Genomic DNA, 21,426 nt, shown 5'->3' with positions numbered 1-21,426 from the left:
CCGCTAGGTGCGCGAGCGCACGCCCTTGGCCAGGTCCGCCGCCAGCTCCCGCACCCGCTCCAGCCCGGTGTCCAGGTCGTCCCCGGCCTCCAGGAGGAGCTTGACGAAGGCGGAGCCGACGATGACGCCGTCGGCGAAGAGCGCCACCTCCGCGGCCTGCTCGGCGTTGGAGACGCCCAGGCCGACGCAGACCGGCAGGCCGGTGGTGGCGCGGGTGCGCTCCACCAGCTCGGCCGCCTCGTTCCCCACGCTCTCGCGGGTGCCGGTGACGCCCATCAGCGAGGCCGCGTAGACGAAGCCGCTGCCGGCCGCGGTGATCCTGGCCAGCCGCTCGGGACGCGAGGAGGGCGCGACGACGAAGACGGTGGCCAGGTGGTGCTCGGCGGCCGCCTTCCGCCAGGCCGCGGACTCCTCGACCGGCAGGTCGGGCAGGATGCAGCCCGCCCCGCCGGCCTCGGCCAGCTCGGCCGCGAACCGCTCGGGGCCGTAGCGGTCCACCGGGTTCCAGTAGGTCATCACCAGCACCGGGGCGCCGGTGGCCGCGTGGGCCTCGCGCACCGTCCGCATCACGTCGGCGATGCGGACCCCGCCGCGCAGGGCGATGTCGTCGGCGGTCTGGATGACCGGGCCGTCCATCACCGGGTCGCTGTGCGGAAGGCCGACCTCGACGACGTCGCAGCCGCCCTCGACGAGCGCGGTGACCGCCGCGACGCCGCCGTCCACCGTCGGGAACCCGGCCGGCAGGTAGCCCACCAGGGCCGCGCGGTTCTCGCTCCGGGCCGCGGCCAGCACGTTGTCCAGCAGTTCGACGTTGCCGCTCACCGGCCCTCGCCCCCCTTGCCGCCGTCCGCGTCCGCGGGGGCCTCGTCGTACAGCCCGAAGTAGCGGGCCGCGGTGTCCATGTCCTTGTCGCCCCGGCCGGAGAGGTTGACCAGCAGCAGGCCCTCGGGGCCCAGCTCCCGCCCCAGCTCCAGCGCCCCGGCCAGGGCGTGGGCGGACTCGATCGCCGGGATGATGCCCTCGGTGCGGGACAGCAGCCGCAGGGCCTCCATGGCCCGGGCGTCGGTGACCGGGCGGTACTCCGCCCTGCCGGAGTCCTTGAGCCAGGCGTGCTCCGGGCCGATGCCGGGGTAGTCCAGGCCCGCCGAGATCGAGTACGGCTCGGTGATCTGCCCCTCGTCGTCCTGGAGGACGTAGGAGCGGGAGCCGTGCAGGATGCCGGGGTCGCCGGCGGTCAGGGTGGCCGCGTGCTCGCCGGACTCCACCCCGTGGCCGCCCGCCTCGAAGCCGACCAGGCGCACGCCCTCGTCCTCGATGAAGGGGTGGAAGATGCCGATGGCGTTGGAGCCGCCGCCGACGCAGGCGGCGACCGCGTCGGGCAGCCGGCCGGTGCGCTCGAGGATCTGGCGGCGGGCCTCGACGCCGATCACCCGGTGGAAGTCGCGGACCATCGCCGGGAACGGCGCCGGGCCGGCGACCGTGCCGAACAGGTAGTGGGTGTGGTCGACGTTGGCCACCCAGTCGCGGAACGCCTCGTTGATGGCGTCCTTGAGGGTGCGGCTGCCGGAGGCCACCGCGACGACGTCGGCGCCGAGGATGCGCATGCGGGCGACGTTGAGCGCCTGGCGCTCGGTGTCGATCTCGCCCATGTAGACGGTGCACTCCAGGCCCAGCAGCGCGCAGGCGGTCGCGGTGGCCACGCCGTGCTGCCCGGCGCCGGTCTCGGCGATCACCCGCGTCTTGCCGATGCGCTTGGTCAGCAGCGCCTGGCCGAGCACGTTGTTGATCTTGTGCGAGCCGGTGTGGTTGAGGTCCTCGCGCTTGAGGAAGACCCGGGCTCCGCCGGCGTGCTCGGCGAACCGCTTCGCCTCGGTGAGCGGGCTGGGGCGGCCGGTGTAGTTGACCAGCAGGTCGTTGAGCTCGGCGGCGAACTCCGGATCGGCCTTGGCCCTGGCGTACTCCACCGCGACCTCGTCGATCGCGGCGACCAGGGCCTCGGGCACGAACTTGCCGCCGAAGGCACCGAAGTAGCCCCCGGGGTCGGGCACCAGGCCCAGGGGGTCGGGCAGGAAGAAGTCGGTGGACATGAAACTGACTCCCGGTGAACAGGGAACGGGTGACGTGGGCGTTCTCACCGGTCCCCACCGGGCCGGGCGGCCCGGGGGAACCGGCGCGGGGCGCTCAGCCCTGCCATCGCCGCCCGTTGATCTGTCCCGGTTCGCAGCCGATGTGGTAGCGCACGCGGCGGCCCAGCACGCGGCGCGCCGGCGCCCGGCATCCCCTCAGGGAGCGCGGCGGCGCACAGCGCATCGGTGCGGCGAGGCCGGCGGCCGGGGCCGGCAGCGGTGCGTGCGGGGGCATGGCGGTGCGGTCAGCCCCGCCCGTGGCGCAGCGCGGGGTGGGCGCCGGCGGCGACGAGGTCGGCCACGGCGGCCTTGGGGTCCCTGCCGGTGACCAGGGACTCGCCGACGAGCACGGCGTCGGCGCCCTCGTTGGCGTAGGCGATCAGGTCGTGCGGGCCGCGCACCCCGGACTCGGCGACCTTGACGATGCCGTCCGGGATCTCGGGGGCCACCCGGGCGAAGTTGCCGCGGTCCACCTCGAGGGTCTTGAGGTTGCGGGCGTTGACGCCGATGATCCGCGCCCCGGCGGCGACGGCCCGCTCCGCCTCCTCCTCGTCGTGCACCTCGACGAGGGGGGTGAGACCGATCGACCGGGCGCGCTCGATCAGCGAGACCAGGGCCTCCTGCCCGAGCGCGGCGACGATCAGCAGGACCAGGTCGGCGCCGTACGCGCGGGCCTCCCACAGCTGGTAGGAGGTGACGACGAAGTCCTTGCGCAGGACGGGGATGTCGACCTTGGCGCGCACCGCCTCCAGGTCGGCGAGCGACCCCCCGAAGCGGCGCTGCTCGGTGAGAACGCTGATGACGGCCGCGCCGCCCGCCTCGTAGTCCGCTGCCAGGCCCGCCGGGTCGGCGATCGCGGCCAGCGCGCCCTTGGAGGGGCTGGACCGCTTGACCTCGCAGATCACCTTGACGCTGTCACCGCGCAGGGCGGCCACGCCGTCCTTGGCCCGGGGAGCCTTGGCGGCCCGCTCCTTGAGCTCCTCGAGGGAGACGCGCGCCTGTCGCTCGGCGAGGTCGGCACGGACTCCGTCGATGATCTCGTCGAGCACACTCACGCGGGCTCCTCCTGTCGGCAAAGTGGCGGGAAAGCGCAGGCACCGCCGATGGTATCCGGCGAACCGCGCACACCCATCATTCAGCGGCGCACGGTCCCACAAGCTGGACAGAAGCTGCCGCGGCGGCGGTCGTCACGGTGCCAGGGCCGACCCGAACGGCAGGTTCCGGACCACGCTGAAGACCAGCACCACGGTCCCGACCGCCCACCAGTGCGCGGGCCGCAGCGCGAGGGCGAAGGTGCGTCCGCGCGCGGCCCGCCAGACCCACACCGACCACAGCGCGGCGAACAGGAAGTAGCCGACGACCGCGACGGCGTTGGCGCCGAAGGCGGCCGGGAGGTCCCCGTGGGCGAAGGCGTGGGCGCTGCGCAGCCCCCCGCAGCCGGGGCAGTAGATGCCGGTCAGTTCCAGCAGGGGGCAGCCGGGGTAGTGGCCGGGCTGGTTGGGGTCCACGGCCGCGACGTAGGCGAACGCGGCGGCCACGCCGGCCAGTGTCGCGGCGGGCGCGAGCAGGCGGCGGGCGGGGCCGCGTCCCGCGCCCGGAGCGGGTGCGGCGGCGGGGCCGGTGGTCTCAGTGGTGTGGGTCACGCTCGGATTCTCCCCCGGGGACGGGCGACGGCGCAGCGTCCGGGGAGGACTCCCCGGCGCCGCGCCGCCTCGGGCGCGGGCGCACCACGGCGCGGTGCTCCCTGATTCAGCTCTTCTTCCGGGCCTCGTGCGGCTGGCCCAGGCCCGCCATCGACATCGCCTTGCCCACGACACCGCCGAGCAGGCAGACGGCCACACCGACCCACATCAGCATCGGCTGCGCGATCACCACGGCGGCACCCGCGACGAGGAAGCCGATGAAGCAGATGGTCACACCGGTCCAGGCGGCAGTGGTGTGTCCGTGGTTGTTTCCGGCCATGAATAGCTCCCAAGTTCAGTGCTCATGATGCCCGGCGGGCTGTCACGGCCCATTGTCGCCGACCGCCCCGCAGGAGTACGACAGGGGGTCTCAGGCCGTGTCGGTGGGGTCCTCGCCGCGGTCCAGTGCCTTCCAGACGTCCTCGGGCCGCTCGGGGTCCACGACGGCGGCAAAGCCGCGGCGCGCCTTCGCCCCGGCGGCGCCGGGGGCGTCGTAGCGGCTGGACATGCCCGGCCACAGGCGGCCGCGCAGCACGGCCAGCAGGCCGGCCGCGAGCAGCAGGGCACCGCCGGCCGCGGCGGCCCACGGCCAGGCGGTGCGGGCGACGGCGGTGACCTCGACGGCGGTCAGGCCCGCGGCCCGGGCGGCCTCCGCCTCCAGGGCCGCGGTGTCACCGGCGCCGAGCAGGGCGGTGACGAGGGCCGCGGCGCCGGCGAACGCGAGGAGCGCGGAGACCAGGAGGCGGCCGGCCCGCCGGGTGGCCATGACGGCGACCAGCGCGGCGAGGCCGACGAGCGCCATGGCCGAGGGCACCGCGGTCACGTCCTGCCCCTCGACGGCGACCCGCGTGCTCCCGGTGGCCAGGGCCACCGTGCCCTCGGCCCAGGTCCGGCCCGCGGCGAAGAAGGCGAGCGCGGCCCCGGCGACGCCCAGCGCCCAGGCGGCCGCCAGGCTGCGGCGCCCGGCCCGGCCGGCCCGGGCGGTCGCGGACGGGGGCCCGGCGGCGGGGTCTCCGGCGGCGGGGTCTCCGGCGGCGGGGCCGGTGTCGGCGGCGGACTCGGCGGGGGCCCCTGCAGGGGTCCCGTCGGCGGGACGGGGTTCGGGAGCGGCACTCACACCCCCACTATCGCCCAGCCGGGCGGCCGGCTCCCACCCGCCCCCGCCCGCACCGGACGCACCGCCCGCACCGGCCCGCACCGGCCCGCTCTGGTCCGGTCCGGCCGGTCCCCGGTCAGCGCAGCGGTTCGAGAGCGCTCGCCGTGGCCACGGCGCGCAGGACGGCGGTGGCCTTGTTGCGGCACTCGGTGTCCTCGGCCACCGGGTCGGAGTCGGCGACGACCCCCGCGCCGGCCTGGACGTACGCCGTCCCGTCGCGCAGCAGCGCGGTGCGGATGGCGATGGCGGTGTCGGAGTCCCCGGCGAAGTCCAGGTAGCCGACGCAGCCCCCGTACAGGCCGCGGCGGACGGGTTCGAGCTCCTCGATGATCTGCAGGGCGCGCGGCTTGGGCGCGCCGGAGAGGGTGCCGGCCGGGAAGCAGGCGGTGAGCACGTCGAACGCGGTGCGCCCCGGGGCGATGCGGCCGGTGACCGTGGAGACGATGTGCATGACGTGGCTGTAGCGCTCGACCGACATGAAGTCCACGACCTCGACGCTGCCGGGCTCGCAGACCCGGCCCAGGTCGTTGCGGCCGAGGTCGACGAGCATCAGGTGCTCGGCGCGCTCCTTGGGGTCGGCGAGGAGTTCGGCGGCCAGGTCGGCGTCGTGCTGCGGGGTGAGGCCGCGCGGCCGGGTGCCGGCGATGGGGTGCAGCATCGCCCGGCCGTCCTCGACCTTGACCAGCGCCTCGGGGCTGGAGCCGACGACGTCGAAGCCGTCGAACCGGAACAGGTACATGTAGGGGCTGGGGTTGGTGGCCCGCAGCACCCGGTAGACGTCGAGCGCGGGGGCGGGGCAGGGGGCCTCGAAGCGCTGCGAGGGGACGACCTGGAACGCCTCGCCCGCCCTGATCCGCTCCTTGATCTCCTCCACCGCGTCCTGGTACGCCTTCCCGCCCCAGCGGGCGGTGAACTCCGGGGCGTCGGAGGGGCTCAGTGCCGCGGGGCGGGCGTCGGTGGGGCGGGCCAGGTCGGCGGCCATCGCGTCCAGGCGGGCGACGGCGTCGGCGTACGCCTCGTCGACGCCGGTGTCCTGGGCGTCGTGGTTGATCGCGTTGGCGATCAGCAGGACCGTGCCGTCCCGGTGGTCGAGCACCGCGAGGTCGGTGGCCAGGAGCATGGTCAGCTCGGGCAGGCGCAGGTCGTCCTCGGCGCTGTCGCCGACCTTCTCCAGGCGGCGGACGACGTCGTAGCCCAGGTAGCCGACCATGCCGCCGGTGAACGGCGGGAGTGTGCCGCCGGCGTGCAGGTCGCGGGGGGTGTGCAGGGCCTGGAGGGTGGCGCGCAGGGCCTGCAGCGGGTCGCCGTCGGTGGGGACGCCGACGGGGGGCGTGCCCAGCCAGCGGGCCTGTCCGCCGTCCTCGGTGAGGGTGGCGGCGCTGCGGACGCCGACGAAGGAGTAGCGGGACCAGGTGCGCCCGTTCTCCGCCGACTCCAGCAGGAAGGTGCCGGGGCGCTCGGCCGCGAGTTTGCGGTAGAGGCCGACCGGGGTGTCGCCGTCCGCCAGGAACCGCCGGGTGACCGGGACGACCCGGCGGTCGCGGGCGAGCGTGCGGAAGGTCTGCAGGTCGGGGATGACGGTGCCCGTGCTCATGGGCGCACAGCTTAGGCCCTCCGGGCCGGTTCGCCGGGTGCTGTCCGGCCGCCGGACGGCCCCGGGCACTCGGCCGCCGGACGGCCGGCCCCCGGGCACTCGGCCCCCGGGCGGCCGGCGGCCGGACGGTCAGCGGCCGAGTGGGAGGACGTCGGCGTCGAAGCAGGTGCGGTCGCCGGTGTGGCAGGCTGCGCCGGTCTGGTCGACCTTGACCAGGACGGTGTCGCCGTCGCAGTCCAGGGCGACCGACTTCACCAGCTGCACGTGGCCGGAGGTGTCCCCCTTGACCCAGTACTCGTTGCGGCTGCGGCTCCAGTAGGTGCAGCGGCCGGTGGTGAGGGTGCGGTGCAGGGCCTCGTCGTCCATCCAGCCGAGCATGAGCACCTCCCCGGTGTCGTACTGCTGGGCGACGGCGGGGAAGAGGCCGTCGGCGTTCCGCTTGAGGCGGGAGGCGACGGCGGGGTCGAGACCGGAGGGGCGTGCGGGTACGGACATGCAGCCATTGTGCCCGGTCGGCGGGCCGCTCCCGGACGGGCGGTTCCCGTGTGTCAGCGTTCGGTCACAGTAGTGCGCGCGGGGACCGCCCGGGGATCCCGCTGTCGGCCGGATGGGGCATGCTTTCGGGCTATGAGCGTTCCTCCGCCGCCACCGGACCAGGGCCAGCCTCCGCAGCAGGGCGGGGGCTTCGGGCCTCCCCAGGGTTTCGGACCGCCCGCCGTCGGCGGTCCCGCCGGCGCGCCCCCGCCCGGCGGCTACGGCTACCCCGGTCCCGGCGGGCCGCCCGCCCCCGCGGACCCCGGCGGGTACGGGGCGCCCGGCGGGTACGGGGCGCCGCCCGGCGGATACGGCGGGCAGGGTGCCCACGGCGGCCAAGGCGGCCCCGGGGGCTACGACAACCAGGGCGGATACGGACAGGGCGGATACAACCAGGGCGGCTACGGACAGGGCGTGCCGCCCGGCGGGCCCTGGCCGCCGCAGGGGCCGCCGCCCGGCGGCGGGGGCGGGGGCGGTGGGGGCGCCAAGGCCGCGGCGGTCGTCATCGGCGTGGTGGTGGTGCTGGCGGTGATCGTCGGCGGCCTGCTGCTGGTGGGTGGCTCCGAGGAGGATCCCGACCCGGTCGTCGCCCCGAGCGCGTCGGCCTCGGAGACCGGCCTGCCCACGGACGGGCCGTCGCCGGAGGCGAGCAGCCCGGACGACTGGCCGACCTCCCTGCCCACGCCCGGGGCCTCCGAGAGCTACCTGCCCTACATCCGGCTCGACACCGGCGACTGCTTCGACGACCCGTCGCTGGACAGCGGCGTGAGCGAGATCGAGAAGGTCCCCTGCGGCTCCTCCCACGACGGCGAGGTGGTCGGCACCAAGACGCTCACCGGCTCGTTCGACACCGAGGACGAACTGCAGGACAAGGCGTTCGAACTGTGCGACCCGGTCGCCCGGGCGACCGTCGACAAGCTGACGGACGGCCGCACCTACTACTCGTACGTGATCTCCCCGAGGCTCCTCACCTACGAGCTCAGCGGCAAGGACCACGTCGCGTGCGCGCTGACCCTGAGCAACAAGCAGGACGGTCCCAAGCTCACCTCCCCCCTTCCCCTCTAGTACGGACGTACGCTGACGGCATGTCGACTCATGCCCGACGCGAACGTCTGCTGCTGGCCGATCTCCTGGAGGGTGCGGGTCCGGACGCGCCCACGCTGTGCGAGGGCTGGACCACCCGGGACCTGGCCGCCCACCTCGTGGTGCGCGAACGCCGCGCCGACGCGGCGGGCGGCCTGGTGATCCCAGCCCTGGCCGCCCGTCTGGAACGGGTGCAGAAGGAGTTCGCGGCCAAGCCCTACGACGAGCTGCTGCGGCTGATCCGCACCGGCCCGCCCCGCTTCTCCCCGTACGCCCTCAAGCAGGTGGACGAGGCCGCGAACACGGTGGAGTTCTACGTCCACGCCGAGGACGTGCGGCGGGCCCGGCCCGGCTGGACCCCGCGCGAACCGGACCCGGTCCTCGCCGACGCGCTGTGGACGCGCCTGGAGAGGATGGCCCGGGTGCTGGGCCGCAAGTCCCCGGTGGGCCTGGTGCTGCGCCGCCCCGACGGGCGGACCGCCGTGGCCCACCGCGGCGCCCCGGTGGTCACGGTCACCGGCGAGCCGGGCGAGCTGGTCCTGTTCGCCTTCGGCCGCACCTCCGAGGCCCGGGTGGAGACCAGGGGCGACAAGGACGCGGTGGCCCGCCTCCTCGACGCCGACCTCGGCATCTGACGCCCCCCGACCCGGTGCGTGCTGCGGCCCGCCGTGCCCTACAGGCGCAGCGGGCCGCGCACCACGCTCCTGCCGGAGTGCTCCGGGCTGCCGTTGAAGGGCTGGTCCGAGACGTCCACCAGGGTGTACTCGGCGAAGTCCACGTTGTCCGGCAGCGGCAGGACGGCCGACCCGTCGGGCCCCAGGGTGCCGAGGGAGACGAGCCTGGTGTGCGAGCGGTCCATCAGCCACACCTCGAAGTAGCCCTTGGTGGGCGGGAGTCCGTCGACCGAGATCCTCAGCAGCCGGGCGCCGCCCTCGCGGTCGGCCACCTGCGCGGTCCCCTCGGCGCGTTTCACGGCGAGGGGGCCGAGGACCGACCGCTCCCCGGCCGCGACGACGGCGGTGTCCCGGCCCGTCGCCCACCAGGTGGCGCTGCTGCCCAGCGCGGCCCCGACCGCCAGGGCGACCGCGGCCAGCAGGAGCGCGGAGCGCCGGGTCCGGGGCTGGCGGGCCTGCGCCGGGAGCCGGAGCGGCGCCGCGGGGGCCTGCTGCGGTCCGCCGGCCGGGCCGGGCACGTGCCCGGTCCCCCGGGTCCGGCCCGCGGGCCGGACCCGGGGGACCGGGCCGGCCGCGACTGACTCCGAGGGCTGCGGCTCCGGCTGGGGCTGTGGGATCCGCGGTTCCGTCCCTGGCCGGGCGGCCGGGGCGGCGTCCGCGGCCTCCTCCTCCCGTCCCTTCCCCAGGCCGAGCTCGGCGGCCACGGCCTCCCACACGCCGGCGGGCGGGGCCACGGGGGCGTCGGCGGGCGAGGCGTCGCGCGCCGCGCTCACGACGCGTTCCAGCGCCTCGAGTTCGGCGGCGCACCGCTCGCACTCGCGCACGTGCTGCCGTGCCCGGACGGCCTCCTCGGCGGACGGCTCGCCCAGGGCGAGTTCCGCGAGCATCGCGGGGTCAGTGTGCTCCACCGCCGTCCACCTCCAATCTGCGTCTGAGCCGTTCCAGGCTGCGCCGCACGTGGCTCTTTACCGTGCCCAGCGGCAGGCCCAGCCGCTGGGCGATCTGGGCCTGGGTGAGGTCATCGTAGAAGGCGAGCCTGAGGATCTGCTGCTGCGGTTCGGGGAGGGCGGACAGCTCGTCGAGGACCAGGACCCGGTCGACCACGAGGTCGCAGAGCGGGTCGCCGCTCCCGGGGGCGGCCGCCGCGGCCTGCCCCGCCTGCTCCGCCTGGCGTGCCCGGCGCGCCCGGGCGGCCAGGGCGTCGGCGACCTTGCGGCGGGTGATGCCCACAAGCCAGCCGGCCAGCGACCCCCTGTCGGGGGCGAAGCCGGACCTGCCGTGCCAGGCGCCGACGAAGACCTGCTGGGTGATGTCCTCGGCCTCCGTGGGATCGCCGAGGGAACGGCTGGCGATGGTGTGGACGAGGGTTCCCCACCTCCGGTAGGCCTCGGCGAGACACGACTCGTCGCCCCGGGCGAATCCGGCGGCCAGCTCCTCGTCGGGGGAGGCTCCGGGCACGGTCGCCAGCGTAGCCGCGGGCACGCGCTGCGGTCCCCGCGCCATGTCAGCCGCTCACCGGAATGGCCGACACGACGAGGTTGCGCAGGTAGCCGCCGCGGTCGCGGTCGTAGGGGGCCGCGCAGGTGACGAGGGTGAGCACCGGGTCCCCCGTGCGCCGGAACACCTCCCCGGCCGGGAGGCGCTCCCTGTCGTACAGCGTGCGCGCCGTCACCGTGTAGCGGACCGGTGCGGCGCCGGAGCGCCCCACCGTCACCTCGTCCCCCTCGCGGACCCGGTACAGGGCCGCGAGGGCGCCCAGGTCCCCGGTGCGCGAGTCGACGTGGCCGACGAGGACCGCGGACCCTTCGGGCGATCCGGGGGCCGGGCCGTGGCGGTACCAGCCGGCCTCCTGCGCGTCCCGCGGGACCTGCACGGTGCCGTCCGTGGCCACGCCGACCGGCACGACGCGCGCCTCCAGGCCCACGGCGGGGATGCCCAGGCGGACCGGCTCGGCGGCCGGCTCCGCCCGGGCCCCCGCACCGGCCCCGGGCGAGGGGGAGGGCGGGGCCGGGGGCGGGGCGCCCGCCGCGGACGGCGCCGCGGGGGCCGGAGCGGCCGGGCGGCTGCCGAACTCGGCGGGCGGGGCCTGCGGGACGAGGGCGGTGGCGACCGTGGCCAGGAGCACCGTCGTGCACACCGCCAGCAGGATCCACCAGGGTCCCTTGCCGTGCATGGGCGGTCACTCCCCTCGCCGGGAGGGCGCCGGCGCGGCCGGCGGTGGTGCCTCCTGCGGGGCGGGGAGGGAGTCACCCGGCCCGCAGGGGGGCTCGGACATTCACGGGGCCCGTTCGGGGCCCGTGCGGGGGCCCGCGGGCCGCTCCCGGGGAGGGCCCTTCCGGGAGCGGCCCTGCGGGACCGCCACGGTGGCCGTGCCCGGGCCGCCCATTCCGGCCCGGGCACGGGGCCTGCGGGTCAGCCGCGTCGCACGGCCAGCTTGCGGACCGCGAGGCCGCTGCCCAGGGCCGCGGCGCCGGCGACGACCCAGGCCCAGGCAGGCAGGGCGCCGCCGGAGGCCATCAGGTCGGACTCGCCGGCGTTCACACCGCCGGGAGGCGTCTCCATGCCCTTGAGGGTCTGCACCTTCAGCGCCAGGTTGTCGTCCTTGGCACTGCCCCAGGCGTAGACGACGGTGCTGGTGCCCTCGGCGAGGTCCAGGTCGGCCGGGCCGAGGACGACGTTGCCGGTGCCGGCCAGGACCACGTCGGCCCGGACGGTCCCGGCGGCGACCTCGAGGGTCTTCGCGTCGGGGTTCTCCAGCCCCCGGACGACCGGCGTGCCGCCCGCCCTGACGTCCACCGCGGGCGCGGCGGCGATGTGGCGCACGGTCAGCCGGGCCTTGCCGGGGTCGACCGCGGAGACGTCGTTGACGAAGGCGTCGAGGGCGGGTTTCCCCTGGGCGTCGAGGTGGGCCGCGACCGTGGCGTTGCCGCCCGCGGCCACCTCGACGGTCTTCTGCAGGGCCGGCTTGCCGTCGGGGCCCTCGCCGTCCGCGAAGATCTCGATGTCGTAGCTGCCGGCGTCCAGCTTCTGGGGCTCGGTGAGCGTGCCGGGCTTGAAGTTCGGGATCAGTTCCTTGCCGTTGGCGTACACGTCGACGGTGAGGCCGGGAATCCCGTGGAAGACGGACACGGACGCCCGGTCGTCCTCGGCGCGGGGTTCGGCGCCGGCGGGAGTCGCGGCGGCGAGGCCGAGGCAGCAGGTTCCGGCCACGGTCAGGGCCAGGGAGGCGTTGCGCGGGTTCATCGTCGGACATCCCTTCGCACCGTGCCCCGCTCGGCAGCGGGGTCTCACCCCTGCTTCCGGCCCCGCGGCCCCCGCGGATGCACCCGGGGCGAAAAAAGTCCGCCCCGGCGCCGCGGCCTCGTGGGGCCGGGGCGCCGGGGACGGGGGCGGGCGGGGTCGGGGCGGGCGGGGGCCTGGCGGGACGGGGGACGGGCGGCGTGCGTCAGTCCGGGAGCTCGGCGCCGCGCACGGCCGTCGAGCTCAGGCCGACGAGGGCGGCCGCGGCGACGAGGGCGCCGCAGACCGCGAAGACCGGCTCCAGCCCCCACAGGGACACCGCGGCTCCGGCGACGGGGTACATCAGCGGGGCCAGGCCCACCGCCATGAGCATCAGCAGCGAGGTGACCCGTCCCAGGTAGGCCGGGTCCGCGGCGGTCTGGATCAGGGCGCTGCCCAGTGTGCCGGCCACCCCGGCGCTGAGCCCGACCATCCCCATGGCGGCGACCGCGGCCGCCAGCGTCGGCACCACGGCGAGCGAGGCGCAGCAGACGGCGGCGACCAGCAGCAGCAGGCTCTGCAGCAGTCCGGCGCGCGGCAGCCGGCCGCGCACGGTGACCAGCAGTCCGGCGAGCGCGGCTCCGGCGCCGAAGGCGCTGAAGAGCCAGCCCAGGCCCGCCGCGCCCCATCCGCGGGCGTCGGCAAGCAGCGCGGCCCCGATGTTCAGCGGGACGATGAACCCCAGGTCGCCGAAGGCCCGGACGGCGAGCAGCGGCCCGATCAGCCGGTGCCGACGCGCGTAGCGGAGCCCGTCGAGGAGGTCCGCCCCCATCGTCCGGGCGACGGATCCCGTCTTCCGCGGGCCGGGGCCGGGGCGCCCCGCGGCGTCCGCGTCGGCCTCCGGGGAGGCGGGGGCCTTCCCGGCCCCTTCGCCGGGCAGGGGGCCGAGGCGGACGAGGAGCAGCAGCACCAGGGAGACGGCGAACAGCACTCCCGCCGCGGCGAAGGCGGCGGACGGGCCGCCGAGGGCGAAGGCGAGGCCGCCCAGGGGCGGGGCGCACACCTGGGCCAGGCGGGTGGAGACGGTCCGCATGCCCTGGACGCGGCCGAGCTCGCCGGCCGTGGTGATGCGCGGGGGCAGCGCGCCGATGGCGGGCATGAACAGGGCGTCCACCACGCCGAAGACCAGTGCGAGCGGCACCAGCAGCCACAGGCCCGGCGCGACGAGCACCGCGGCGGCGGCCGTCAGGACGGCCAGGCAGCGCACCAGGTCGCTGCCGATGACCACGCGCCGCGGGCCGAACCGGTCGGCGACCACTCCCCCGCCGAGCATCAGCAGGGCCCGGGGGACGGATCCCGCGGCCATGACCAGTCCGGCCTGGGTGGGGTCTCCCAGTCGTACCGCGCTCCAGGACAGGGCGAGGAAGTAGATGCTGTCGCCGATCACGGAGAGGCCGTACGCCGCGAGCCAGCGCAGCACGTTGCCGTCGCGGTGGGCGGGGAGTGCGGCCGCGGTCCTCTCCGGGTCCGCGGCGTGTGACTGTCCTGAGGGTGCCATGACAGGCACGCTAGACGGCCCGGGATTCCCGCGGAGTTGCTTCCGGTAACTTTCCCGACACGTTACGGGGCGGCCCCGGGGGGCGGCCCTCCCGGGGGCCGCCCCGCCCGTCCGCGCGGGCTCAGCGCACCGGGTGGCCGGCCTCGCGCAGGGCCTGCTTGACCTGGGGGATCCGCAGGTCGCCGAAGTGGAAGACGCTGGCGGCCAGGACCGCGTCCGCGCCGGCCTCCACCGCCGGGGCGAAGTCGCCGAGCCGGCCCGCCCCGCCGGAGGCGATGACGGGGACGGTGACGACCTTGCGGACGGCCCGGATCATCTCGGTGTCGTAGCCGTCCTTGGTGCCGTCGGCGTCCATGGAGTTCAGCAGGATCTCCCCGGCGCCCAGCTCGGCCGCCCGGTGGGCCCACTCCACGGCGTCGATGCCGGTGCCGCGGCGGCCTCCGTGGGTGGTGACCTCGTAGCCGGAGTCGGTGACCGTGCCCTCCGGGCAGCGGCGGGCGTCGACCGACAGCACCAGCACCTGGCGGCCGAAGCGCTCGGCGATCTCCCGGATCAGCTCGGGGCGGGCGATGGCCGCGGTGTTGACGCCGACCTTGTCCGCGCCCGCGCGCAGCAGCCGGTCGACGTCGGACGCGGTGCGCACCCCGCCGCCCACGGTCAGCGGGATGAAGACCTGCTCGGCGGTGCGCCGCACCACGTCGTAGGTGGTCTCCCGGTCGCCGGAGGAGGCGGTGATGTCCAGGAAGGTCAGCTCGTCGGCGCCCTCGGCGTCGTAGACCTTGGCCATCTCGACCGGGTCGCCGGCGTCGCGCAGGTTCTGGAAGTTGACGCCCTTGACGACGCGGCCGTTGTCCACGTCCAGGCAGGGGATGACTCGGACCGCGAGGGTCATGATGCGGGGGCTCCTCGGTATGCCTCTACTTCGACCTCGACCAGGACGCGCGAGTCGGCGAACCCGGAGACCACGACCAGGGTGGCCGCCGGGCGCACGGCGTCGAACAGCTCCTTGTGGGCGCGGCCGGCGGCCTCCACGTCGCGGCTGTGGGCGAGGTACATGCGGGTGCGGACGACGTCGGCGGGCCCGAGGCCGAACTCGCCCAGGGCGGCGAAGGCGTTGGCGAACGCGGCCCGGGTCTGCTCGTACGGGTCGCCCTCCCCGTGCAGGTCGCCGTCGGTGAACGGCATGGTGCCGGCGACCAGCACCAGGTCGCCGGCGGCCACGGCCCGGGAGGAGCCGACGGACTCCTCCCAGGGACTGCCGGCCGGTACGCGCCGCACGGGGTCGGTCGTCATCGGGACACAGCCTCCAACGCCTCTTCCAGGGTGAACGCCTTGGCGTACAGCGCCTTGCCCACGATGGCGCCCTCCACACCCTGCGGGACGAGCGAGGCGATGGCGCGCAGGTCGTCGAGGGAGGAGACGCCGCCGGAGGCGACGACGGGCCGGTCGGTGGCGGCGCAGACGTTGCGCAGCAGCTCCAGGTTGGGGCCCGCCAGGGTGCCGTCCTTGGCGATGTCGGTGACGACGTAGCGGGCGCAGCCCTCGGAGTCCAGGCGGGCCAGGGTCTCGTACAGGTCGCCGCCGTCGCGGGTCCAGCCGCGGCCGCGCAGGGTGGTGCCGCGCACGTCCAGGCCGACGGCGATCTTGTCGCCGTGCTCGGCGATGACCTTGGCGACCCACTCGGGGCTCTCCAGGGCCGCGGTGCCCAGGTTGACGCGGGTGCAGCCGGTGGCCAGGGCGGCGGCGAGGGTGTCGTCGTCGCGGATGCCGCCGGACAGCTCGACCTTGATGTCCATGGCCCGGGCGACCTCGGCGATCCTCGCCCGGTTGTCGCCGGTGCCGAAGGCCGCGTCGAGGTCGACCAGGTGCAGCCACTCGGCGCCGGCCCGCTGCCAGGCCAGGGCGGCGGCCAGCGGGTCGCCGTAGGACGTCTCGGAGCCGGACTCGCCGTGCACCAGGCGGACGGCCTGTCCGTCGCGGACGTCGACGGCGGGGAGGAGTTCGAGGCGGTTGGCGGGGGCGCTGGCTGTCATGGTCGCTGGCCTTAGTCAGGAGGGAGGGGGCGGTGGCCGCGTCCACCGTCCGGCCGGCGCGGGGCCGGGCGGGCGGCGGACGGGGCCGGGTGTTCGGGTCGGTGGCCGGGGGTCCGGGTCACAGGGTGGCGATCCAGTTGCGCAGCAGCTGCGCACCGGCGTCGCCGGACTTCTCGGGGTGGAACTGGGTGGCCCACAGCGGGCCGTTCTCCACCGCGGCGACGAACGGCTCGCCGTGGGTGGCCCAGGTGACCAGGGGTGCGGTCATGTTCTCGTTGCCGGTCTCCAGCTCCCAGGAGCGCACGGCGTAGGAGTGCACGAAGTAGAAGTGCTCGTCGGTGCCGAGGCCGGCGAACAGCTTCGACCCCTCGGGGGCGCGGACGGTGTTCCAGCCCATGTGGGGCACGACGGGGGCGCGCAGCGGCTCGACCGTGCCGGGCCACTCGTCGCAGCCGGAGGTCTCCACGCCGTGCTCGACGCCGCGCCCGAAGAGGATCTGCATGCCGACGCAGATGCCCATCACGGGGCGCCCGCCGGCCAGCCGCCGGTCCACGATCCAGTCGCCGCGGGCCTGCTTCAGCCCCGCCATGCAGGCGGCGAAGGCGCCGACGCCGGGGACGAGCAGCCCGTCGGCGCCCATGGCGGTGTCGTAGTCGGCGGTGATCTCCACCTCGGCCCCGGCGCGGGCCAGGGCGCGCTCGGCGGAGCGGACGTTGCCGAATCCGTAGTCGAAGACGACCACGCGCTTGTTGCTCATGTAAGGAAGGTCTCCTCGGCGGGGCGCTACAGGTCCAGGCGCATCAGGCCGGCGGCCAGCGACATGGCGGCGCCGATGCCCAGCACCACGACAACGCTCTTGGGCAGTCCCTGCTTCCAGAAGGAGATGACTCCGCCGAGCAGGAACAGGCCCAGGACGATGAACAGCGTGGAGGCCCCGCTCACAGGGCGCCCTTGGTGGAGGGCAGGATGCCGGCCGCGCGCGGGTCGCGCTCGGCGGCGTACCGCAGGGCGCGGGCGAGGGCCTTGAACTGGCACTCCACGATGTGGTGCGCGTTGCGGCCGTAGGGGACGTGGACGTGCAGGGCGACCTGGGCCTGGGCGACGAAGGACTCCAGGATGTGCCGGGTCATGGTGGTGTCGTAGGAGCCGATCATCGGCGCCATGTTCTCCGGCTCGGTGTGCACCAGGTAGGGGCGGCCGGACAGGTCGACGGTCACCTGGGCGAGGGACTCGTCCAGCGGCACGGTGCAGTTGCCGAACCGGGTGATGCCGACCTTGTCGCCGAGCGCCTGCTTGAAGGCGGCGCCCAGGGCGAGGGCGGTGTCCTCGATGGTGTGGTGGGTGTCGATGTGCAGGTCGCCGTCGGTCTTGACGGTGAGGTCGAACAGACCGTGGCGGCCGAGCTGGTCGAGCATGTGGTCGAAGAAGCCGACGCCGGTCGAGACGTCGACCTTGCCGGTGCCGTCGAGGTCGATCTCGACGGTGACCGAGGTCTCCTTGGTGGTGCGCTCCACGCGGCCCACGCGGCTCATGCTTGCTTGTTCTCCTTCATCAGCGCGCGCACCGCATCGAGGAACGCGTCGTTCTCTTCGGGGGTCCCGGCGGTGACCCTCAGCCACCCCGGTATTCCGTTGTCCCGGACGAGGACCCCCTTGTCGAGCAGTGCCCGCCAGGCGTCGTGGCTGCTGCCGAACCGGCCGAACTGGACGAAGTTGGCGTCGGAGTCGACGACCTCGCAGCCGGTCGCGCGCAGTTCGGCGACCAGGCGGTCGCGCTCGGCCTTGAGCTGCTCGACGTACTGCAGCAGCGTATCGGTGTGCTCCAGCGCGGCGAGCGCGGTGGCCTGGGTGACGGCGGACAGGTGGTACGGCAGGCGCACCAGCTGGACGGCGTCGACGACGGCCGGGTCGGCCGCCAGGTAGCCCAGGCGCAGTCCGGCCGCGCCGAACGCCTTGGACATGGTGCGCGAGACGACCAGGTTGGGCCGGCCCTCGATCAGCGGCAGCAGCGAGGGGCGGTGGGAGAACTCGCCGTAGGCCTCGTCCACCACGACCAGGGACGGCCGGGCGACCTGGGCCGCCTCGTACAGGGCCAGCACCGTCTCCGCCGAGACGGCGGTGCCGGTGGGGTTGTTCGGAGAGGTGACGAAGACCACGTGGGGCCGCACCTCGGCGATCGCGGCGCGGGCGGCGCCGACGTCGATCGTGAAGTCCGCGGCGCGCGGCCCGGAGACCCACCCGGTGCCGGTGCCCCGGGAGATCAGGGCGTGCATCGAGTAGGACGGCTCGAAGCCCATGGCGGTGCGGCCGGGGCCGCCGAACGCCTGGAGCAGCTGCTGGAGGACCTCGTTGGAGCCGTTGGCCGCCCACACGTTCGCCGCGGTGACCTCGTGGCCGGCGGTGCGGGTGAGGTACTTCGCCAGTTCGGTGCGCAGCTCGACCGCGTCCCGGTCCGGGTAGCGGTTGAGGGTGCGGGCGGCCTCGGCCACCCGCTCGGCGATCCGCCGCACCAGGGGCTCGGGCAGCGGGTACGGGTTCTCGTTGGTGTTGAGGCGGACGGGGACGTCCAGCTGCGGCGCGCCGTAGGGCGACTGGCCGCGCAGTTCGTCCCGGATCGGCAGGTCGTCGATGCGGGTGGTGCCTGGGGTGGTCACGCGCCGGGCACCTCCCGGTCGAAGCGCGCCCGGACCGCCGCGCCGTGGGCGGGCAGGTCCTCGGCGTCGGCCAGGGTGACGACGTGGTGGGCGACGTCGGCCAGCGCCTCGCGGCTGTAGTCCACGACGTGGATGCCGCGCAGGAAGGACTGCACGGACAGCCCCGAGGAGTGGCAGGCGCAGCCGCCGGTGGGCAGCACGTGGTTGGAGCCGGCGCAGTAGTCGCCCAGGGACACCGGGGCGTAGCGGCCGACGAAGATAGCGCCGGCGTTGCGGATCCGGGCTGCCACGGCAGCGGCGTCCGCGGTCTGGATCTCCAGGTGCTCGGCGGCGTAGGCGTCGACGACCTCGACGCCCTGCTCCAGGGTGTCGACCAGGACGATCGCGGACTGCCGGCCGGCCAGGGACTCGGTGATCCGCTCGACGTGCTTGGTGGCGGCGACCTGGGTCTCCAGCTCGGCCACGACCGCGTCGGCCAGCGCCTCGGAGGTGGTGACCAGGACCGCGGCGGCCAGCGGGTCGTGCTCGGCCTGGCTGATCAGGTCGGAGGCCACCTCCCGGGGGGAGGCGGTGTCGTCGGCCAGGACGGCGATCTCGGTGGGGCCGGCCTCGGCGTCGATGCCGATGCGGCCCTTGAGCAGCCGCTTGGCGGCGGCGACCCAGATGTTGCCGGGGCCGGTGACCAGGTTGACCGGACGGCACTCGTCGGTGCCGTACGCGAACATGGCGATCGCCTGCGCGCCGCCGGCCGCGTACACCTCGTCGACGCCCAGCAGGGCGCAGGCGGCCAGGATCGTCGGGTGCGGCAGGCCGCCGAACTCCTTCTGCGGCGGCGAGGTCACCGCGATGCCGCCGACACCGGCCTCCTGGGCGGGGACGACGTTCATCACGACGGAGGACGGGTAGACCGCCAGCCCGCCGGGCACGTACAGGCCGACCCGGGCTACGGGCACCCACCGCTCGGTGACGGTGCCGCCGGGCACGACCTCGGTCACGGTGTCGGTGCGGCGCTGGTCGCGGTGGACGAGGCGGGCGCGGCGGATCGACTCCTCCAAGGCGGCCCGCACCTTCGGGTCCAGCTCCCGCAGGGCCCGCTCCAGGGCCTCGGCGGGCACGCGCACCCGCTCCAGCCGCACGCCGTCGAACCGCTCCGCGAAGTCGATCAGCGCCGCGGTGCCGCGATGGCGCACGTCGTCGCAGATGGGCCGCACCTTCTCCAGGGCGGCCTCGACGTCGAGCTCGGCACGGGGCAGCAGGTCGCGGTCGATCCCGCCCTCGGGGAAGGCGGGGCCGCGCAGATCGATTCGGGAGATCACGCCCCCAAGTGTAGGGATGCCCCGGGACGAACACGGACGGGCGCCACGTGGTGAGACGAACGGAACCGCGGCGGGCGCCGGCCCGGAACGCTCCGCGCACCCGGCGTCACCGAAGGCTCCCCCGGGCGCGGGCCGTTGCCGATACCGTCTGGTGGCAAGGGTGTTCAGGGTGCGCGGGAGGACGGGGAGGCGCGTGTGACCGAGGCGGCCGACGAACAGGTGCCGGACGACCTGACACCGGCCGAACGGGGGATGTGGGAGGCCTTCCGGCGCGGCGAGGTGCACGACCTGCGCAGCGGGGTGCCCGAGCGGGACGACCCGGCCTCCGACCGGCCCTGGGGGCCGGAACGGCGGGTGCGCGCCGACGTCGTGGCACGGCTGCTGCTGCACGGGCCGGAGCCCGTGCCGGGCCGGGTGACGTCCCTGAAGCTGTCGGGGGCGTTCGTCACCGGGCAGCTGAACCTCTCCGGCGGCGAGGTGCGGCCCTACGTGGAGCTGCACGACTGCCGGTTCGAGATGTACGTGCTGATGCCCGAGTGCTCCTTCACCACCCTGCGGATGGTGCGCTGCGCCCTGCCGAGGCTGGAGGCCGCCCGGCTGTCCACCCAGGGCGACCTGCACCTGCCGCAGTGCTCGGTGCCCGGCGGCATACGGCTCACCGACGCGCACATCGGCACCGACGTGCTGCTGAACCAGCTGACCGTGGGCAGCAACCGGCACGGGAGGTCGATCTCCGCGGACGGCATGACCGTCGGCCAGGACATGGAGGCCGAACTGATCGACTCCACCGGGGAGATCAGCCTGCGCAGCGCCCAGATCGGCGGGCGGCTGAGCCTGCGCGGCTCGCGGCTGCGCAACCCCCGGGGCCGGTACGCGCTCAACGCGGCACGGGTCACCGTCGAGCACACCCTCTACCTCAGCGCGGGATGGATGACCGGCGGGCCGGCCGGCGGCGGCACCCCGCCCGCCGGGGCCCGCACCCGCAACCTGTCGGTCGACAGCGGGGTGCGCCTGGACGACGGCCGGTTCGGCAACGCGGTGGTGATCGACCGGGCCCGGTTCCGGCTGGGCGCGGGCACCGAGCTGTCGCTGCGCCGCATCCAGACCCCGGACCTGCGGTTCACCGTCGACACCCCGCCGACCGGCCGGGTCAACCTCAACAGCGCCAAGGTCGGCAACCTGACGGACTCGATGAGCAGCTGGCCCGGGCCCGGCGGCATCGACCTGGCCGGGTTCACCTACGAGCGGCTCAGCCCGCTGGGCCCGTTCCCCCTGCGGGAGCGGCTGCAGTGGCTGGCCTCGGCCACCCCGGAGTTCCACCCCGAGCCGTACGAGCAGCTGGCCGCCGCCCTGCGGGCCAACGGGGAGGACGCACAGGCCCGGCGGGTGCTGCTGGCCAAGCAGCGCAGGCGGCGCGAGACGCTGTCGCCGGCCGCCGTGCTCTGGGGCCACCTGCAGGACTGGACCGTCGCCTACGGCTACCGCCCCGGGCGGGCGGCGGTGTGGATGGCGGTGCTGTGGGGCGTGGGCGCGGCGGTGTTCTCCCTGCACCCGCCCGAGCCGATGAAGGCGGGCGAGGGCCCGCACTGGAACGCCGCCCTGTACTCGCTGGACCTGCTGCTGCCCGTGATCGACCTGGGACAGGACACCGCCTGGCGGCCGGCCGGCGCCTACCAGTGGGCGGCGACCGCGCTGATCCTGGTGGGCTGGGTCCTGGCCACCACCGTGGCCGCCGGCGTGACCAGGGTACTGAGCCGCAACTGACCCGCAGCCGGGCCGCCGGGCCGTCCGTGCCGCC

Annotated in this window: 24 protein-coding genes; 3 read left to right on the top strand and 21 right to left on the bottom strand. The window is 75.3% G+C overall.

Annotated features, from left to right (window positions below):
* Positions 1 to 3: 3 nt before the first annotated feature.
* The 8 genes from trpA to hisI all read right to left on the bottom strand — a co-directional run bounded on the left by trpA (position 4) and on the right by hisI (position 7,053).
* Positions 4 to 822, bottom strand: coding sequence for a tryptophan synthase subunit alpha (gene trpA, locus GQS52_RS21275; RefSeq protein ID WP_182314944.1), 819 nt, complete (start codon positions 820 to 822; stop codon positions 4 to 6).
* The gene (gene trpB, locus GQS52_RS21270; RefSeq protein WP_182314943.1) at positions 819 to 2,087 is read right to left on the bottom strand and encodes a tryptophan synthase subunit beta; all 1,269 of its coding nucleotides are present in this window, start codon (positions 2,085 to 2,087) and stop codon (positions 819 to 821) included. The genes trpA and trpB overlap by 4 nt, the downstream gene beginning before the upstream one ends.
* A 284-nt stretch (positions 2,088 to 2,371) precedes the next feature.
* Positions 2,372 to 3,181, bottom strand: coding sequence for an indole-3-glycerol phosphate synthase TrpC (gene trpC / locus GQS52_RS21265; protein WP_182314942.1), 810 nt, complete (start codon positions 3,179 to 3,181; stop codon positions 2,372 to 2,374).
* Between the two features lie 132 nt (positions 3,182 to 3,313).
* Entirely contained in the window at positions 3,314 to 3,694 is a 381-nt protein-coding gene (locus tag GQS52_RS21260) for a DUF2752 domain-containing protein (protein ID WP_259371171.1), read from the bottom strand.
* 181 nt (positions 3,695 to 3,875) lie between these two features.
* The gene (locus GQS52_RS21255; protein ID WP_182314941.1) at positions 3,876 to 4,088 is read right to left on the bottom strand and encodes an HGxxPAAW family protein; all 213 of its coding nucleotides are present in this window, start codon (positions 4,086 to 4,088) and stop codon (positions 3,876 to 3,878) included.
* Between the two features lie 90 nt (positions 4,089 to 4,178).
* Positions 4,179 to 4,760: a TIGR02234 family membrane protein gene (locus GQS52_RS21250; protein WP_182316619.1), complete on the bottom strand. Its 582-nt coding sequence runs from the start codon at positions 4,758 to 4,760 to the stop codon at positions 4,179 to 4,181.
* Positions 4,761 to 5,040: 280 nt separating this feature from the next.
* Positions 5,041 to 6,558 (bottom strand): anthranilate synthase component I, encoded by a 1,518-nt coding sequence (locus tag GQS52_RS21245; RefSeq protein WP_182314940.1) that lies wholly within the window; start codon positions 6,556 to 6,558, stop codon positions 5,041 to 5,043.
* 129 nt (positions 6,559 to 6,687) lie between these two features.
* On the bottom strand, positions 6,688 to 7,053 hold the full coding sequence (hisI, locus tag GQS52_RS21240) for a phosphoribosyl-AMP cyclohydrolase (RefSeq protein WP_182314939.1): 366 nt from the start codon (positions 7,051 to 7,053) through the stop codon (positions 6,688 to 6,690).
* Between the two features lie 132 nt (positions 7,054 to 7,185).
* Between hisI and GQS52_RS21235 the strand changes: the two genes are divergently transcribed.
* Complete coding sequence (locus tag GQS52_RS21235) at positions 7,186 to 8,157, top strand: hypothetical protein (protein ID WP_182314938.1); 972 nt, start codon at positions 7,186 to 7,188, stop codon at positions 8,155 to 8,157.
* A gap of 20 nt (positions 8,158 to 8,177) precedes the next feature.
* A complete protein-coding gene (locus GQS52_RS21230) occupies positions 8,178 to 8,810 on the top strand; it encodes a TIGR03085 family metal-binding protein (RefSeq protein WP_182314937.1) in 633 nt (210 codons plus the stop codon).
* 38 nt (positions 8,811 to 8,848) lie between these two features.
* Here GQS52_RS21230 and GQS52_RS21225 read toward each other — a convergent pair whose 3' ends face one another.
* The 13 genes from GQS52_RS21225 to hisD form a co-directional block, all read right to left on the bottom strand.
* Complete coding sequence (locus GQS52_RS21225; RefSeq protein WP_182314936.1) at positions 8,849 to 9,757, bottom strand: anti-sigma factor; 909 nt, start codon at positions 9,755 to 9,757, stop codon at positions 8,849 to 8,851.
* Positions 9,744 to 10,307 carry a sigma-70 family RNA polymerase sigma factor gene (locus GQS52_RS21220; protein WP_259370897.1) on the bottom strand — a complete coding sequence of 188 codons (564 nt, stop codon included), beginning with the start codon at positions 10,305 to 10,307 and terminating at the stop codon, positions 9,744 to 9,746. Before GQS52_RS21220 ends, GQS52_RS21225 begins: the two co-directional genes overlap by 14 nt.
* Positions 10,308 to 10,353: 46 nt before the next feature.
* Complete coding sequence (locus GQS52_RS27965; RefSeq protein WP_259370896.1) at positions 10,354 to 11,022, bottom strand: class F sortase; 669 nt, start codon at positions 11,020 to 11,022, stop codon at positions 10,354 to 10,356.
* 239 nt (positions 11,023 to 11,261) lie between these two features.
* Entirely contained in the window at positions 11,262 to 12,092 is an 831-nt protein-coding gene (locus GQS52_RS21210) for a DUF4397 domain-containing protein (RefSeq protein ID WP_182314934.1), read from the bottom strand.
* Positions 12,093 to 12,294: 202 nt separating this feature from the next.
* Positions 12,295 to 13,626 (bottom strand): MFS transporter, encoded by a 1,332-nt coding sequence (locus GQS52_RS21205; RefSeq protein ID WP_182314933.1) that lies wholly within the window; start codon positions 13,624 to 13,626, stop codon positions 12,295 to 12,297.
* Positions 13,627 to 13,747: 121 nt separating this feature from the next.
* The gene (gene hisF, locus GQS52_RS21200) at positions 13,748 to 14,518 is read right to left on the bottom strand and encodes an imidazole glycerol phosphate synthase subunit HisF (protein ID WP_182314932.1); all 771 of its coding nucleotides are present in this window, start codon (positions 14,516 to 14,518) and stop codon (positions 13,748 to 13,750) included.
* On the bottom strand, positions 14,515 to 14,919 hold the full coding sequence (locus GQS52_RS21195) for a Rid family hydrolase (RefSeq protein ID WP_182314931.1): 405 nt from the start codon (positions 14,917 to 14,919) through the stop codon (positions 14,515 to 14,517). Before GQS52_RS21195 ends, hisF begins: the two co-directional genes overlap by 4 nt.
* Positions 14,916 to 15,659 carry a bifunctional 1-(5-phosphoribosyl)-5-((5-phosphoribosylamino)methylideneamino)imidazole-4-carboxamide isomerase/phosphoribosylanthranilate isomerase PriA gene (priA, locus tag GQS52_RS21190; protein WP_182314930.1) on the bottom strand — a complete coding sequence of 248 codons (744 nt, stop codon included), beginning with the start codon at positions 15,657 to 15,659 and terminating at the stop codon, positions 14,916 to 14,918. The genes GQS52_RS21195 and priA overlap by 4 nt, the downstream gene beginning before the upstream one ends.
* Positions 15,660 to 15,777: 118 nt before the next feature.
* A complete protein-coding gene (gene hisH / locus GQS52_RS21185) occupies positions 15,778 to 16,416 on the bottom strand; it encodes an imidazole glycerol phosphate synthase subunit HisH (protein WP_182314929.1) in 639 nt (212 codons plus the stop codon).
* Between the two features lie 26 nt (positions 16,417 to 16,442).
* Positions 16,443 to 16,601, bottom strand: coding sequence for a hypothetical protein (locus GQS52_RS21180; RefSeq protein WP_182314928.1), 159 nt, complete (start codon positions 16,599 to 16,601; stop codon positions 16,443 to 16,445).
* Positions 16,598 to 17,191 carry an imidazoleglycerol-phosphate dehydratase HisB gene (hisB, locus tag GQS52_RS21175; RefSeq protein ID WP_182314927.1) on the bottom strand — a complete coding sequence of 198 codons (594 nt, stop codon included), beginning with the start codon at positions 17,189 to 17,191 and terminating at the stop codon, positions 16,598 to 16,600. Before hisB ends, GQS52_RS21180 begins: the two co-directional genes overlap by 4 nt.
* Entirely contained in the window at positions 17,188 to 18,312 is a 1,125-nt protein-coding gene (locus GQS52_RS21170; RefSeq protein WP_182314926.1) for a histidinol-phosphate transaminase, read from the bottom strand. The genes hisB and GQS52_RS21170 overlap by 4 nt, the downstream gene beginning before the upstream one ends.
* On the bottom strand, positions 18,309 to 19,628 hold the full coding sequence (gene hisD, locus GQS52_RS21165) for a histidinol dehydrogenase (protein WP_182314925.1): 1,320 nt from the start codon (positions 19,626 to 19,628) through the stop codon (positions 18,309 to 18,311). Before hisD ends, GQS52_RS21170 begins: the two co-directional genes overlap by 4 nt.
* A 252-nt stretch (positions 19,629 to 19,880) precedes the next feature.
* Here hisD and GQS52_RS21160 point away from each other — a divergent pair, with 252 nt between their 5' ends.
* Positions 19,881 to 21,392, top strand: coding sequence for an oxidoreductase (locus tag GQS52_RS21160; RefSeq protein WP_259371170.1), 1,512 nt, complete (start codon positions 19,881 to 19,883; stop codon positions 21,390 to 21,392).
* Positions 21,393 to 21,426 lie beyond the last annotated feature (34 nt).

This window comes from Streptomyces sp. SCUT-3 (assembly GCF_014083985.1).
GTDB classification, from domain to species: domain Bacteria; phylum Actinomycetota; class Actinomycetes; order Streptomycetales; family Streptomycetaceae; genus Streptomyces_H; species Streptomyces_H thermolineatus.
Note: the sequence above shows the minus strand (reverse complement) of the source record. Positions and strands in the feature narration are given on the sequence as shown.